At 72.8% G+C, this 14,707-nt stretch carries 15 protein-coding genes and 1 riboswitch; of the genes, 7 read left to right on the top strand and 8 right to left on the bottom strand.

The features are described 5' to 3' along the window. Positions 1–30: 30 nt before the first annotated feature. Entirely contained in the window at positions 31–1,440 is a 1,410-nt protein-coding gene (locus GEV10_20525) for a prolyl oligopeptidase family serine peptidase (protein MQA80834.1), read from the top strand. 14 nt (positions 1,441–1,454) lie between these two features. Here the strand turns inward: GEV10_20525 and GEV10_20520 are convergent, their stop codons facing one another. Beyond that, complete coding sequence (locus tag GEV10_20520) at positions 1,455–2,192, bottom strand: helix-turn-helix domain-containing protein (protein ID MQA80833.1); 738 nt, start codon at positions 2,190–2,192, stop codon at positions 1,455–1,457. Positions 2,193–2,316: 124 nt separating this feature from the next. Beyond that, complete coding sequence (locus tag GEV10_20515; GenBank protein ID MQA80832.1) at positions 2,317–3,114, bottom strand: enoyl-CoA hydratase; 798 nt, start codon at positions 3,112–3,114, stop codon at positions 2,317–2,319. 301 nt (positions 3,115–3,415) lie between these two features. Here GEV10_20515 and GEV10_20510 point away from each other — a divergent pair, with 301 nt between their 5' ends. Next, complete coding sequence (locus tag GEV10_20510) at positions 3,416–3,613, top strand: DUF3117 domain-containing protein (GenBank protein MQA80831.1); 198 nt, start codon at positions 3,416–3,418, stop codon at positions 3,611–3,613. Between the two features lie 76 nt (positions 3,614–3,689). On the opposite strand, the gene GEV10_20505 is transcribed toward GEV10_20510, so the two are convergent. Beyond that, a complete protein-coding gene (locus GEV10_20505) occupies positions 3,690–4,322 on the bottom strand; it encodes a methyltransferase domain-containing protein (protein ID MQA80830.1) in 633 nt (210 codons plus the stop codon). Positions 4,323–4,566: 244 nt separating this feature from the next. Between GEV10_20505 and sigE the strand changes: the two genes are divergently transcribed. From sigE to GEV10_20480, 5 genes are all read left to right on the top strand, one after another. Beyond that, positions 4,567–5,187, top strand: coding sequence for an RNA polymerase sigma factor SigE (gene sigE / locus GEV10_20500; protein MQA80829.1), 621 nt, complete (start codon positions 4,567–4,569; stop codon positions 5,185–5,187). Further along, positions 5,184–5,735 (top strand): hypothetical protein, encoded by a 552-nt coding sequence (locus GEV10_20495; protein MQA80828.1) that lies wholly within the window; start codon positions 5,184–5,186, stop codon positions 5,733–5,735. Before sigE ends, GEV10_20495 begins: the two co-directional genes overlap by 4 nt. Before the next feature lie 10 nt (positions 5,736–5,745). Further along, positions 5,746–6,807 carry a hypothetical protein gene (locus GEV10_20490; GenBank protein ID MQA80827.1) on the top strand — a complete coding sequence of 354 codons (1,062 nt, stop codon included), beginning with the start codon at positions 5,746–5,748 and terminating at the stop codon, positions 6,805–6,807. A gap of 646 nt (positions 6,808–7,453) precedes the next feature. Then, positions 7,454–8,602 carry a PDZ domain-containing protein gene (locus tag GEV10_20485; GenBank protein ID MQA80826.1) on the top strand — a complete coding sequence of 383 codons (1,149 nt, stop codon included), beginning with the start codon at positions 7,454–7,456 and terminating at the stop codon, positions 8,600–8,602. A 77-nt stretch (positions 8,603–8,679) separates the two neighbouring features. Next, positions 8,680–9,039, top strand: a complete 360-nt coding sequence (locus GEV10_20480) for a hypothetical protein (GenBank protein ID MQA80825.1) — start codon at positions 8,680–8,682, stop codon at positions 9,037–9,039. Positions 9,040–9,082: 43 nt separating this feature from the next. On the opposite strand, the gene GEV10_20475 is transcribed toward GEV10_20480, so the two are convergent. The 5 genes from GEV10_20475 to GEV10_20455 form a co-directional block, all read right to left on the bottom strand. Beyond that, complete coding sequence (locus tag GEV10_20475) at positions 9,083–10,222, bottom strand: P-loop NTPase (GenBank protein MQA80824.1); 1,140 nt, start codon at positions 10,220–10,222, stop codon at positions 9,083–9,085. Positions 10,223–10,564: 342 nt separating this feature from the next. After that, on the bottom strand, positions 10,565–11,341 hold the full coding sequence (locus tag GEV10_20470) for a GAF domain-containing protein (protein MQA80823.1): 777 nt from the start codon (positions 11,339–11,341) through the stop codon (positions 10,565–10,567). A 79-nt stretch (positions 11,342–11,420) separates the two neighbouring features. Continuing rightward, positions 11,421–12,224: an energy-coupling factor transporter transmembrane protein EcfT gene (locus GEV10_20465; protein ID MQA80822.1), complete on the bottom strand. Its 804-nt coding sequence runs from the start codon at positions 12,222–12,224 to the stop codon at positions 11,421–11,423. Further along, positions 12,221–13,684: an ATP-binding cassette domain-containing protein gene (locus GEV10_20460; protein ID MQA80821.1), complete on the bottom strand. Its 1,464-nt coding sequence runs from the start codon at positions 13,682–13,684 to the stop codon at positions 12,221–12,223. Before GEV10_20460 ends, GEV10_20465 begins: the two co-directional genes overlap by 4 nt. Positions 13,685–13,689: 5 nt before the next feature. Next, complete coding sequence (locus GEV10_20455) at positions 13,690–14,307, bottom strand: hypothetical protein (protein ID MQA80820.1); 618 nt, start codon at positions 14,305–14,307, stop codon at positions 13,690–13,692. Between the two features lie 59 nt (positions 14,308–14,366). Then, positions 14,367–14,477, bottom strand: a riboswitch (TPP riboswitch). Positions 14,478–14,707: the final 230 nt, after the last annotated feature.

Here is a 14,707-nt window from a genome sequence, read left to right as displayed (position 1 = left end):
TGTGCATACTACTCTGCAGGAGGTACCGTCATGTCCGGTCTCCGTTCCGCCGTCGTGGTGCTCGTCGCCGCCGGCGCGGTCGTCGCCCCCGGTGGCGGCCACGCCGTCGCCTCCGACTCGGGCCCGCCCGAACGCCGGCTGAGCGTCGACACCGGTGACGGCCAGGTGCTGCCGGCCACCCTGCGCCTGCCGGCGCGCCCGCTGCCCGGTCGCCCGGCGATGGTGCTGGTCGACGGCGCCGGGCCGGGACACCGCGACGATCTGCGCGACGAGGCCGAGGCGTTCACCGAGGCCGGGGTGGCGACCCTCGTCTACGACAAGCGCACCGTCGGCTACTCGTTCACGAGACGCTCCTACTCCCTGCTGGCCGACGACGCCGTCGCCGCCGCGGCCGTGATGCGCAGGCAGCCTGGCGTCGACGCAGGAAACGTCGGTCTCTGGGGGCTGAGCGAGGGCGGTTGGGTCGCGCCGCTCGCCGCTGCGCGCGACCCGCGCACGGCCTTCCTCGTGGTCGTGGGGGCGAACGGCGGCGCACCGCTGCCGCAGCAGAGCTGGGCGGAAAGGATCAAGATCGAGCACGCGGGCGTGCGAGGCTCGCTCGTGGACGCCTACGCGTACACGGCCTACCGCCTGATCAACGGGCTCGGGCTGTTTCCCGAGGCGTACCACGACGCGGGCGCCGCGCCGCGAGTGCTCACGCTGCCGGTGCTCGGGGTGTGGGGGGATCGCGACGTCCAGACACCGCCGGTCGAGAGCGTCGCCGCCTACCGCACGGCACTCGACGCGGCCGGCAACCGCCGGTACACGCTGCGCACCGTCGCCGGTGCCGAGCACACCGTCCGGGTCTCGACCGACGGCTGGGACCGCGGCGCCGAGTTCGCCCCCGGCTACGTCGACCTCGTCACGGCCTGGGCGTCCCAGGCGGTGACTGGGCGCGCGCCGGCGCCGTCGGTGGCGGGCACCGGCATGCAGTCGCGCACGACCGTCCCCGTCCCCGCGCTGCGGTGGTACGAGTCCGCGCCGGTCCAGGTCGGTGCCTTCGTGACGCTGATCCTCGCGTTCGCCGGGTTCGGGCTTGCGGCGCCGCTGCGCCGGATACGTGGCCGGCGCGGTCCGCGGGCACCGTGGTCGGCGCGGCTGCTCGCCGGCACCGGCCTGGCGGCCGTGATCGGCTGGCCGCTGTACCTGGGGTCGCTCCTCTTCACGAGTGGCGGCACCCTGACCACCAACGGCGCGATCCATGCCGGCCCGCTGCTCGGCGGACGCCCCCTTCTCTGGCTCGCGCTGCAGGCGCTCGCGGTCGTCACCGTGGCGGCGGGCATCGTGACCGCCGTGCGGCACCGGCCGGCGCCGGGCGACCGGCTGCGCACCGCCGTCGTGCTCGGAGCCACGACGGTGTTCGCCGCGTGGGCGCTGTACTGGGGGCTGCTGCTGCCGTGAGTCCGGTCGGCCGGTCAGTCGGCGGCGGCGAGGGCGACCAGCCGAGCCGCGCGCCTGAGCACGGCACCCTGCTCGACGATGCGCTGCACCTGGTTGGTGGGCACCGACACGGCGATGGCGGCGGTGATCGCCGTCGACGGGACGGAGGCCGCGACGCAGCCGGTGCCGAGGGCGTACTCCTCGCGGTCGACCGCGTAGGCCCGCGGCTGGTCGAGCTCGCGCAGCAGCAGCTTGCGGCTCGTCACGGTGCGCGGGGTGAGGTCGGGCAGGTCGTGCGTGCCGAGGTAGTCGAGACGCTCCCGCTCCTCGAGCGTGGAGAGCACCGCCTTGCCGAGCGCGGTGGCATGGGCCGCGTCGTGGAACCCCACCCACAGGTCGACCCGTGGCGCCTTCTTGCTGTCGACGACGTCGACGAGCCTGATCTCCCCGTCGTCGAGGATCGAGAGGTACGCCGCGGCGTTGAGCTCGTCGTGCAGGTTCTGCAGGATGGTGCGAAAGCGTGCCGTGCGCGTGGCCGCGCCGGTGCCGGACAGGGCGGCCACCCGGTCACCGAGCACGTACCCGGCGCCGTCGACCCGGCGCAGGTAGCCCTCGTGCACGAGGGTGCGGAGCAGGTGGTAGGTCGTCGGGAGCGGCTGTCCGGTGCGGCGGGCGAGCGTCTTCGCCTGCACCGGGCGGTTGTACTCACCGACGGCGTCGAGCAGGTGCAGTGCGCGCTGCACCGACGTGATGAGCGTAGGGCGAGCTTCCACGATCGCCTCCCGTCCAGGGGAGGGTAAGCATGCCGCACCAAGCGCGGCAACTCGGGTGTCCGCGGAGTCCGTTCACGTCCGAAGAAGTGGTCGCCGGAGTCACCGTCACGCCGGACGCAGCGCCCTAACCGCCGTGAAACTCGGGCTTGCGCTTCTCGATGAACGCCGTCACCGCGCCCCGGTGGTCCTCGGTCGCGCCGCACTGGGCCTGGAGCTCGGCCTCGCGCTCGAGGGAGTCGGCGATCTCGTGCGAGGCGGAGTAGCCGACGGCCTGGCGGATGGCCGCGTACGCCATCGTCGGTCCGTGTGCCAGCTCGGCCGCGAGCGCGCCGGCCTCGGCGAGGACCTGGTCGTCGGGGACGACCTTCGTGGCGAGTCCGAGGTCGAGCGCGGTGGCGGAGTCGATGGTGCCAGGGCGCATCAGCAGCTCGATCGCCTTGGCGCTGCCGACCATGCGGGGCAGCGTCCACGACGTCCCCGAGTCGGGGCCGAGACCCACGCCGGCGAAGGCGAGGTTGAAGCCGGCCGACTCGCCGACCACCCGGAAGTCGGCGGCGAACGCGAAGCCCGCCCCCGCTCCTGCGGCCACCCCGTTCACCGCCGCGACGACCGGCTTCGCCATGGTCAGCAGCGCGTGCGTGATCGGGTTGTAGTGCCGCGGCACGGTGTCGAGGACCGGGTTGCCCTGCTCGAGCAGGCCCGCGTGCTCGTTCAGGTCCTGGCCGACGCTGAACGCGCGCCCCTCGCCGGTGAGCAGCAGGCAGCGCACGACCGGGTCGCCGGCCGCCTGCTGCACCGCGACGCGCAGCGCCTCCTTGGTCGGGATGTCGAGCGCGTTCATCGCGTCGGGTCGCGCCAGGGTGATCGTCGCGACGCCGTCGGCGACGTCGTAACGCACCGGAGGGTTCGACGTGTCCGTCATGACAGTGCCTCCAGCCGCTCGTTGGGGTGACCCTAGCGGCCGGGGACCACCTCGCGAGGGGCACCCTCACCGTGCCCCGACACGGTCGGGGTGCCCCTCACGTGTCGCGGCCGCGGGCTGCCGCGCCGCGCCTCCCGGGACTGGTCGGGGCGGCAGGGGGCGTTCTCGCTGGTCGATCCGTGGTCGGCCCGCGCGCTGGATTGGCCCCCGGGCCTGCGATTCGAGATAATCGGGCCGTCACATCCGGACGCATCGGCCGCAGCGAGGCGACCCCGCGTCTGCAGGCAGGAAGGGAAGTCACATGGCGGCGATGAAGCCGCGGACCGGAGACGGGCCGCTAGAGGTCACCAAGGAGGGGCGCGGCATCGTGATGCGTGTTCCGCTCGAAGGTGGCGGCAGGCTAGTCGTCGAGATGTCTCCTGACGAAGCCAAGGCTCTCGGGGATGAGTTGGCGTCGGTCACTGTCGCAAGACCGCCGAAGGCAGACAGCACTGGCTGACGGGGGCACCTCGCTCTGCACGTCACGAGGCCCCGGTGGTGTCACGAGCACGACGCCGCCGGGGCCTCGACGCAGCTCAGCTCCTGCGGACGGCCGCCAGCAGGCCGTCGCCGGCCTTGACCAGCACGGGGACCAGCCGCTCGTCGTCGCGTACCGCGACGAGCAGCTGCCTGATGGCCACGGTGTCGGCGTCGCGCTTCGACGGGTCGGCCACCTGGTCGTGCCACAGCGCGTTGTCGAACGCCACGACGCCGCCCGGACGCAGCAGCCGCAGGGCCTGGTCGAGGTAGGCGTGGTACTCCTGCTTGTCGGCGTCGACGAACACCAGGTCGTACGCGTCGTCGGTGAGCCGCGGCAGCACCTCGAGTGCCCGGCCGATGATGGTGCGCACGCGGCTGCCGGTGAAACCCGCCTCGGCGTAGGCCTGCTTCGCGAGCCGCTGGTGCTCTACCTCGACGTCGACCGTCGTGAGGATGCCGTCGGGGCGCATACCGCGGAGCAGGTAGATGCCCGAGACGCCGCAGCCGCTCCCCACCTCGACGACGCTGCGTGCGCCGATCGTCGCTGCGAGGAACCGCAGGAGGGTGCCACCGCCCGGCCCGATGGGTACCGCCGCGAGGACCTCCTCGGCGCGCTGGCGCGCGGCCACGAGCACGTCATCCTCGGGCAGGTACGCCTCGGCGTAGTCCCAGCTGGCATCGCCACCCATGTCCGACCTCCGACGCGCGACCTGGCATCGCGCAGGCAGCCTAGCCCAGGGAGCACCTCCCGGTCGGCTACCGATGCGGCGTGGCGGGTCGGGGAACGGCGATCGGGCGGGATCCGTTGTCAGGAGTGAACGGACCGGCCAACCTGTGAGATGGCTGGGAAAAGGCGTATCGGCTCTCCGGATGGGAAGAGGGGACGGCACCATGGTGGTGACAGCTATCCCGCTCGGGGGAGGAGGGCTGAGAATGGGCCGTTCCCGAACGCGAGCACGCCGTCAGCAGGACACGAGCGGCGAATGGGCCGTGCCCAGCTGGGACGAGATCGTCCGCGAGCACTCCGCCCGGGTCTACCGCCTCGCCTACCGTCTCACCGGCAACCAGCACGATGCCGAGGACCTCACCCAGGAGGTCTTCGTCCGCGTCTTCCGTTCCCTGCACAACTACCAGCCGGGGTCGTTCGCCGGCTGGCTGCACCGCATCACCACCAACCTCTTCCTCGACACCGCGCGGCGCAAGCAGCGGATCAGGTTCGAGTCCCTCCCCGACGACGCCGGCGACCGCCTCGCCGGCCGCGAGCAGACGCCCGCCGACGTCTACGACGCGTCGCAGTTCGACCACGAGGTACAGGCCGCGCTCGACGACCTCGCGCCGGAGTTCCGGGTCGCGGTCGTCCTCTGCGACATCGAGGGCCTGAGCTACGAGGAGATCGCCGACACCCTGGGCATCAAGCTCGGCACCGTCCGCAGCCGCATCCACCGCGGCCGGTCGCACCTGCGCCGCCGCCTCGGACACCTCGCTCCGGGCGCGAGGAGCGGCGCGGCCGACGAGACCGTGGCGGCCGTGGCCGCTGGGGGTGAGCACGGGTGAGCCATCTGGGGGACCGGATCACCGCACTCGTCGACCAGAAGCTCGATCCCGCGAGCAGGGAACAGGTCCTCTGTCACCTGGTGGACTGCGCCGAGTGCCGTGCCGAGGCCGAACTCGAGCGCGGTGTCAGGCGTGCGCTCTCGCTGCTCGGGTACGACCGGAGCCCGCCGCCGTCGCTCGAGGCCCGGCTCCTCGCCGTCGCCGAGCCGCAGGACGTCTGGCCGCCACCGCCGGATCGACGCTCCCCGCTCGCGCCGAGTCCGTTCGGCTGGCCCGCGGCGGCGTCCTCCCGGCCCCCCGTGACCCGCACGCCGTACCGCGCCGCTCCGCAACGCAGCCGGAAGCGGTTCGTCTTCGCCGGGTCGCTCTCGCTCGGGGCCGCCACCGCGGCGATGGCGTTCGTCGTGGGCGGCCAGCCGGCCGGGCCCGCGCTCTCCCCGCCCATCGACAGCTACACCGTCGAGCACGCGGCGGTGACCGGCACGGTTCCGCTGACCGACCCCGTGACCGGTGCCGTGGCGGTCTCGAAGGTTCCGGTCCGTCCCTGACCGCGCCGCCATGTCCGTGACAAGCGACCGCCTTCCGCGAGCGGCACCGCCGTACCCGTACCTCCTCGCCGTCCCCCTCGTCGTCGTGCTGCTGCTCGTGACCGCCACCCCCGGTCACGCCGCGCCCACACCCGGTGCCGGCGACGACGAGCGGCGGGCCGTCGACCTGCTCACCAGGGCGATGACCGTCGCGGGCAGGACCGCGTACCAGGGCGTGCAGGAGCTGCGTATGTGGTCCGGTGGCGAGCTGACCGCGGCCACGGTGCGTGTCCGCAACGTGCCGGGACGTGGCACCTTCGTCACCGACACCCGCGGCAGACGCACCGTCTCCGCGGCCGTGGCGGCGCAGGGCCGCACGACCGGTCCGCAGCTCGGCCTGCTGACCGCCAACTTCCGGATCGCCCGCTCCGGCGCGGCCACGGTCGCCGGGCGCGTGGCCGACGTCGTCGACGCGCGGCTCGGCGCCGACCGGCTGATGGCGCGCTACTGGCTCGACCGCGCCACCGGGCTGATGCTGCGGCGCGAGGCGTTCGGTGACGACGGGAGCCTTGCGCGGCGCAGCGTGTTCACCCGGGTCGCGATCGGCGCGACGTCCGGTGCGAGCGCTCCCGCGGCCGCGCCGCCGGTCGACCTGGGCCGCCGGGTCCCGGTGCCCGACGTGGGCCGGCTGCACGCCGGGGGATGGACCGTGCCCCGCGATCTCGGCGACCTGCTCACCCTGTACGACGTGCGACGCACCGAGTACGGCGGATCCGAGGCGCTGCACCTGTCGTACTCCGACGGCATCTCGGCGGTCTCGGTGTTCGAGCAGCGCGGCCACCTGGACGAAAGTCACCTCGACGGCTGGCACCACGCGCGGGTGGGAGGTCGTACGGTATACGTACGCGACACCGTTCCGCGACAACTCATGTGGGCCGGTCCGGAGACCGTCTTCACGGTGGTGGCCGACGCGCCGGACACCGCGGTGGACGACGCCGTGCGGGCGCTGCCTCGGGAGCAGGCACGCCCGGGGTTCTGGACCCGGATGGCCCGTGGGTTCGGCCGGATCGTGTCGTGGTGCAATCCGTTCTAGGATGCGCGTCGATGGACGCCGGCGCACACGCTGAGGGGACACGACGATGGCGGACTCCGACGAGGTGCCTTCCGGGGACCATTGGCCCTCGGCAGAGGGCATCCGTGACCCCTTCGCCGACCGTGCCGGCGACGGTGATGGCGGTACGCGCGCGTTCGACCGGCCCGCCGCGTCACCGCCCCGCCAGCCGACGCCACCCGACGGCGGTCAGCCTCCCGTGCCGAGCTGGCGCGACTCCGCGGGCGCGTCCGGCGACACCGGGTCGTTCGGTCCGCGGGCACACTCCCCGCAGGGACAGCCCTGGCCGTCCCCACCGCCGCCGGGGCAGCAGGCCGCGCCTCCTCCGCCACCGCAGGGCCAGCCGCACAGCGCGCCCGGGCTGAACCCGCCGCGCCCGCAGGGCACCCCCGGCCAGCAGCCGTCGCCGTACGGGTCGTCGCCCGGCGGCTACCGGCCGGGCCAGCAACCGGGCCAGCAGCCGGGGCAGTACGGCCGACCGGGTCAGCCCGGCCAGGCGTACGGCTACCAGGGGCAGCCGCCCGGGTCACCGGGGCATCCGGGTCAGCAGCCGCCGCGGCCGTCGGCGTTCGGCCAGCCAGGTCCCGGGCAGCAGCCCGGCCGGGGGTGGCAGCCGCCGGGCGGTGGCATGCCGCCAGGGCCGTACGGACCCGGCGGTCCCGCGCCGATGCCGGTCGACCCGTTCGCGCCCGTACAGCGCCAGAAGCGGCGGGTGCCCGTCGCGGTCTTCTTCGTCGTCGTCCTGCTCACCGCACTGATCTGCGGCGCTGCCGGGGGAGCGACGGGTGGCGTCCTCGCGACCCGCGGGGCCGAGCCGACCCCGACCACGAGCGAGCCGGCGAAGGGCTCCGTCGCCGAGATCGCCAAGCGGGTCATGCCGAGTGCGGTCAAGATCACCGTCACCGCGGCCGCGGGCCGTTCGCTCGGTTCGGGGTTCGTGATGTCCGACGACGGCTACATCATGACCAACGCGCACGTCGTCGACGGCGCGACCGAGTCCGGCGCCGAGGTGAAGGTGCAGTTCCACAACGGCGAGGTGGTCGACGCCACCGTCAGGGGAAAGAGCTCGTCCGCCGACATCGCCGTCGTCAAGGTCGAGAAGACCGGCCTGAAGCCGGTCACCTACGGCAACTCCGCGAAGGTCGTCGTCGGTGACTCCGTCATCGCGATCGGCTCGCCGCTCGGCCTGGAGCAGACCACGACGACCGGCATCGTCAGTGCGCTCAACCGCCCGGTGCACATCACCGAGCGCAGCAACTCGTACGTCGCCGCGATCCAGACCGATGCCGCGATCAACCCGGGCAACTCCGGCGGGCCGCTGTTCGACGAGCGCGGTCGCCTGATCGGCGTCAACTACGCCGGCGCGAGCGTGCGCAAGAGCACCGAGGGCCCGAGCGGCAGCATCGGCCTGGGCTTCGCGATCCCCGAGAAGACCGCGCGCCGCACGGCCAAGCAGCTCGTCGACAGCGGCAAGTCGACCCATGCCGTGATGGGCACCACCACCGACAACCGCTACGAGGGCAACGGCGCGAAGATCATCGAGCAGGCGGTCGACGGCCAGGAGCCGGTGCAGGAGGGCGGACCGGCCGACAAGGCCGGACTGCAGCCCGGCGATGTCATCACCAAGTTCAACGGCCTGCCGATCCACACCGCCGTCGACATGATCGCCGTGATCCGGGCACACGCACCCAACGAGGTGGTCACGGTCGAGTACGACCGGAGCGGCACCAAGGCCACGACCAAGGTCACGCTCGGCGAGGAGGACGACGAGGCCTGATCGTCTCGGCGTCAGCGCCTGCGCAACGTCCCCGCGCAGGCCGTAGGCTGGGTTTCGACGCGGAGGAGGGTGGTGCGGTGTTCGGCGACGTGGGCTGGGGCGAGATCCTGGTGATCCTCGTCGTCGCGGTCATCGTCTTCGGCCCGGACAAGCTCCCGAAGCTCGCCAGCGACCTCGCCAAGGGCATCCGCATGGTCCGCAACTGGGCGCAGAAGGCCAAGACGGAGCTCGAGGACGAGATGCCGGCCGAGTTCCGCAACCTCGACATCAGCTCGCTGCACCCCAAGACGTTCATCCGCAAGGCCCTGCTCGAGGACGACGATCCGCTCGGCCTCGACCGCAACCAGGTCAACGGGTCGTCCACCCGTACCGCTGTCACCGAGGTCAAGACCCTGGCGCCCGGCGAGCGCGCGCCGTACGACCCCGACGCCACCTAGACCTAGACCTGGTACCGCTGCCGCGGTCGGCGGACGGGCGGCGTCAGCGGGTGGTGGGCGACAGCCCGAGGGAACGGCCGACCAGACCGCGTGACCGGCCGCCGAGATGCTTCGCCAGATCGCGCAGGGCCTCGGCCGCGGGGGACTCGGGGTGGTCGAGCACCAGCGGACGGCCGCTGTCGCCGCCCTCGCGGAGCCGGATGTCGAGCGGCACCTGGGCGAGCAGCGGGACGTCGTGGCCGAGCGCGCGGGTGAGGGCCGCGCCGACGGCCGCGCCGCCGCCCGAGCCGAAGAGGTCGATCTGCTCGCCGCAGTGCGGGCAGGGCAGCCAGGACATGTTCTCGATGACGCCGACGACCCGCTGCCGCAGCATCTGGGCGACCACGCCGGCGCGCTCGGCGACCTCCGCGGCCGCCTCCTGCGGGGTGGTCACCACGATGATCTCGGAGTTGGGGATCAGCTGACCGAGCGAGATCGCGATGTCGCCGGTGCCCGGCGGCAGGTCGAGGAGCAGGACGTCGAGATCGCCCCAGAAGACGTCGCCGAGGAACTGCTGCAGCGCCCGGTGCAGCATCGGCCCGCGCCATGTCACGGGCTTGCCGCCCGCGAACATCCCGATCGAGATGACCTTCACGCCGTACGCCGACGGCGGCATGATCATGTCCTCGACGGGGGTGGGTCCGCCCTCGACGCCGAGCATGCGCGGCACCGAGTGGCCGTAGATGTCGGCGTCGACCACGCCGACGGAGAGTCCCTGCTCGGCCAGGGCGACCGCGAGGTTGACCGTCACGGACGACTTGCCGACGCCGCCCTTGCCGCTCGCGACGCCGTAGACGCGGGTCAGCGAGCCGGCCTTGGCGAACGGGATCTCCTGGGCGGGGGCGCCGCCGCGCAGCTTCTCCTGCAGGCCCCTGCGCTGTTCCTCGCTCATGACGTCGAGCTCGACCCGTACGCCGGTGACGCCGGAGACGTCGGCCACGGCGCTCGTGACGTTCTTGGTGATCGTCTCGCGCATCGGGCAGCCGGCGACGGTGAGCAGCACCGCGACGTCGACGTGCCCCTCGGGCGTGATGTCGACCGACTTGACCATCTCGAGGTCGGTGATCGGTTTGTGGATCTCGGGGTCGTTGACCGTGGCGAGCGCGCGCCAGACGGCGTCGGTCAGCGTGTCGGTGGACGGCATGTCTCCACCTTAGGCAGGCAAAGCAACGATCAGTCTCGTGGGGAGCCGTTGGGCCTGCGCCGGTTCCTGGCCCGGTCCTCCCTGGCGATGTCCTCGGCGACCTCCGCGCGCGCCCGCCGTCTCGCCTCGGCGAAGTAGGCGACGGGGTTCTTCAGGGCACGGGCGACCCGGTCGTCCGGCGGGGGTGTGATGCGGATGGCCACGCGACCTCCCTGAGGGCAGCTCGGTAAAGCAGTGCACGGTGGCTCTTCGGGGGAATGGTCCCAAAGTCACGCGCTGTGATCAAGCCGGTCGTGCGTACGGTGAGCCGCAGCTCTCGCCTGGTAGCCGCGCGTGACCAACCTAGGCGTCGATCGCCAGCGCGTTGCCGAGCAGACCGGCGAGCAGCCGGAGCAGGCCCGCGTCGTCGCGGGTGAGGTCGCCGGCGGCGGGTGCGTCGAGCGTGATCATCCCGTACGCCACGTCGCCGGAGATGACGGGCACGCAGACGAAGGTCTTGTAGTCGTGCGGGATGTTCGGGTCCCAGCCCTGCGGCGGGTCCTCGTCGACGTTGGCACTGAACCTGACCTCGTCGTTCTCGATCATCGCGAGGGTGTCGTCACCGCGCAGCGTGCCCTGGACGAAGGCGGTGCGCGCGAGCCCGGCGCGTCCGACGCACTCGTCCGGCCGCAGCCGGCGCGGGCGGCTGTCGTCGAGCACGAACCAGCAGGCGCGGGCGCGGTCGGGCCCGATGACCTCGGTCGCCGCGTTGAGGATGAACGGCACCGCCTGGGCGCGCAGCGTCTCGCGGTCCCTGCGGCTCGCCGCGGCGAGCCTGCCCAGGTGCCTGACGATGGGGTCGAGCGCGTCGTTGAACGCGAGCCGCATCTCGGCGCGGGCGTCGACGCGTGCCTGCTCCGCCTCACGGTAGCGGCGCCGCTCCCTGGCCTGGACCACGGTGGGGATCGCGAACGCCAGCAGCGCCGAGATCGCCTGGACGGTGATCCACCCGACCTTCACGCCGCCCTCGGCCGTACTGCCCAGGGCACCGGAGACCGACGTGGTCACGACGAACACACCGGTGAGTGCCGGTGCGATCCATCGCCACGTGATCACGGGCTCCCCCGAGCGGTCATCCACGCTGCGAGGTTATCGGTGCGCGACGACGGGCACATCCCAGCGTGGTCGTCACCGCGCGTGTGCGCGACGACTCTCTCTGTCAGGAGAACGACGGCTGCCACAGGTCGGTTCCGACCGTTGTGCCGACGGCAACGGCGACGACACCCGCCACGACGAGCAGCAGGAGCCAGTCGCGCCGGTGCATCCGGGTACGGCGGGCGAACGTCCGTCCCGTCCGGCTGCCGAACCCGCGAGCCTCCAGGGCGGTCGACATGCGGACCGCCCGCCTGATCGCGCCCACCAGCAGGGTGAACACGGCGGACGTGAGGAGGCGTACCGCCACGACCGGGTTCCTGCCGGCCTCCACGCCGCGGGCGCGCCTGGCCAGCCAGATCAGCTGCCATTCGTGGGCGAGCAGCGGGACGAGCCGGAACGCCGCGAGCGCGCCCAGCGTGAACCGCCAGGGCAGCCGCAGCTGCTGGACGAGCGCGTCCGCGAGCGTGGTGACATCGGTCGTGGCGAACGCGAGAGCGCCGGGCAGCGCGACGGCGTAGACCCGGATCACGACGCCGAGAGCGAGCCAGACCGCCTGCGTGGTGATCTGCAGCGGCCCCGCGTCGACGAGTAGCAGCCCGCCGGGGACGTCGGCGAAGAGCACGTTGGTGACGCCGAGGCCGAGGCCCGCGGGCAGCAGGAACCAGGTGCGGCGCAGGAACGGACCGATGCGTACCCCGGTGAACGGCAGCGCGAGCGCCGTCGCGAGCAGCATGAGGGCGGGCGTGAGCGGGTCGGTGGTGAGCACGAGGACGACGACCGGCAGCAGCGCGGCACCGAGCTTGGCCACCGGGTTGAACCTGCCGAGCCCGACGTCGCGGTCGGCGATCGGGGCGAAGAGGACGGTCATGGTATGACCTCGGCGGCCGCCGGTGTGTGCGTACGGCCGCGGTCCATGACCAGGGTGCGGTCGGCGAGGGCCGCCGCGAACGGCGCGTCGTGGGTGACGGCGAGGACGCCGACGCCGGTCGCCCGGATCTCGTCCAGCAGGTCGACGAGCTCCCGCCAGGTGCGCAGGTCTTGGCCGAACGTCGGCTCGTCGAGGACGAGTGCCGCCGGTCGCGCGGCGAGTGCGGTGGCGACCGAGAGTCGGCGCTTCTCGCCGCCGGACAGCGTGTACGGGTTGGCGCCGGCGAGCGGAGCGAGGCGCAGCCGGTCGAGCAGGTCGCCGACCCTGGCGTCGATCTCGTCCCTGCCGACGCCGGTGCGGGACGGCCCGAGCGCGAGCTCGTCGCGTACCCGGCCGGTGAGGAACTGGTGCTCGGGCTGCTGGAACACCGAGCCGACCACCCGGGCGAGTGCGCGGGCACGCAGCCGGCGCAGCTCGGTCTCTCGACCGTCCGCTCCCGTCGCGCGGGCAGAACCGCGCGCCGGTGGCAGCAGGCCGCCGAGCAGCAACGCCATCGTCGACTTCCCCGAACCGTTGGGACCGAGCAGCGCGACGAGTTCATGCGCGCGCAGGACGCAGGAGGCGTCCTCGACCGCGTCGACCGTCGCGCCCGGGTAGCGGAAGCCGACCTCCTCGGCGGTCAGCAGCGGGTCGCCCGCGGTGTGCCCGGAGCGGCGCGGAGAGGGGACGAAGTCCGGTACCCAGACCCCCCTTGCCACGAGGGCGTCGCGGTGGGCGACGAGGACGTCGCCGGGGGAGCCGTCGAGGGCGACGCCGCCGCCGGGCTCGAGCACGACGACGCGGTCGACGAGCGGCAGCCACTCCTCGATCCGGTGCTCGACGAGCAGCAGCGTCTCGATGCCCGCGTCGCTGACGGCGGCGCGCAGCCGCGTCCCACCCGCGGGGTCGAGGTTGGCGGTGGGCTCGTCGAGCAGCAGCATGCCGGGTCGGCGCGACAGCGCACCGGCGAGTGCGAGCCGCTGCTTCTCGCCGCCGGACAGGTGGTCGGTGCGGTGGTCCCTGCCGTACGGGAGGCCGACGAGCGCGAGCGCCTCGTCGACCCGGGGCCAGATCAGCGACTCCGGGACCTCGATGTTCTCCAGCCCGAACGCGAGGTCGTCGCCGACCTCGCTCATCACGATCTGCGCGTCGGGGTCCTGGAACACCATGCCGACGCGGTCGCGCGCGTCGACCGACGCGACGCCGTCGACCTCGACGACGCCCTCCTGCTCGCCGCTGCCCTCGGTGCTCAGCAGGCCGGCGACGGCGAGCAGCAGCGTGCTCTTGCCCGCGCCGGACGAGCCGAGCAGCAGGACCCGCTCACCGTGCTCGACGGTGAGGTCGAGACCGCGGACCGACCAGTCCTTGCGGCCGGCGTACCGCCAGCCGAAGCCGGTGAGGCGTACGGCGGGACCACCCATGCGGATCAGACGCTCGTCTGCTCGCGGCCCGCGGCGAACGGCGCCAGCACCCCCGTACGCGCGAGCGCACGGACCAGGCCGACCGCGCCGAGCGTGCCGATCACGACCGCGCTCACGATCACCAGCCCGCCGTACGCGACCTGCCAGCCGAGGGCCCAGGTGGGGTAGTAGAAGACGTTGTCGGCGACCGCGGGGAACAGCGCAGCGGCCGCGGCGGCGAGCACCACCACCGGCCAGCGCCACACGCGGTAGCGGAAGGCGAGGAACACCAGCTCGGCCAGCAGGCCCTGGAACAGGCCCCACACGATGATGAGCACGCCGTTCCACGGGCCGCCGGGGATGGTCGAGACGAACGCCGCGACGAGCTCGGTGAACAAGGCGGCGCCCGGCTTGCGGACGAGGTAGCCGCCGAGGACGCCGGGCAGCAGCCACATGCCGTACAGGAGTGCCTGGGCCGGTGGGAAGGCCACGAACGCGGGTCCGGTGACGCTCCACAGCGCGTTCCAGCTGATGAAGACGACGCCGAAGGCGACGGCGACGACGGCGGCGACGACGATGTCGACCGTGCGCCACCGCTGCGGCGAGGAGTGGTCCACGAGATGCCCCTCTCTGTCGAGGGACAGGGGCCGGGTGTCGTCACCTCACCCGCACGGCCGCGAGGAGCGGTCGGACGAGGCGAGGAGAGATACCCGAAACGACTCCCTACACCGGTATGACCCGGATCAGGTTCGGAGGGTCTGCGGTTCGCGTCCGCACTCTCAGCGCTCCTGTGAGCGCTCCCCTGTCGTACTGCTTGCTTGGTCTCGTGCACTCTAGCGTCACCGGGGTCGAGTTGTCAGTGGCAGGCGCGGCCATGGCAACGCCTGGCACTGAATCGTCAAGAGGCTCGCCGCCCGCACCGTTTGATCACGTGCACGTGATCAACGTGGACTTCACCTCGTGCCGGGACGAGGTGAAGTCCATGTCGGTGAGGTGAAGCTCCGCCGATGACCCTCGCAGCGCACCTGTGAACGGCACCCTCAC

This window comes from Streptosporangiales bacterium (assembly GCA_009379955.1).
GTDB lineage: Bacteria > Actinomycetota > Actinomycetes > Streptosporangiales > WHST01 > WHST01.
This window is presented reverse-complemented; position numbering and strand designations above follow the sequence as displayed.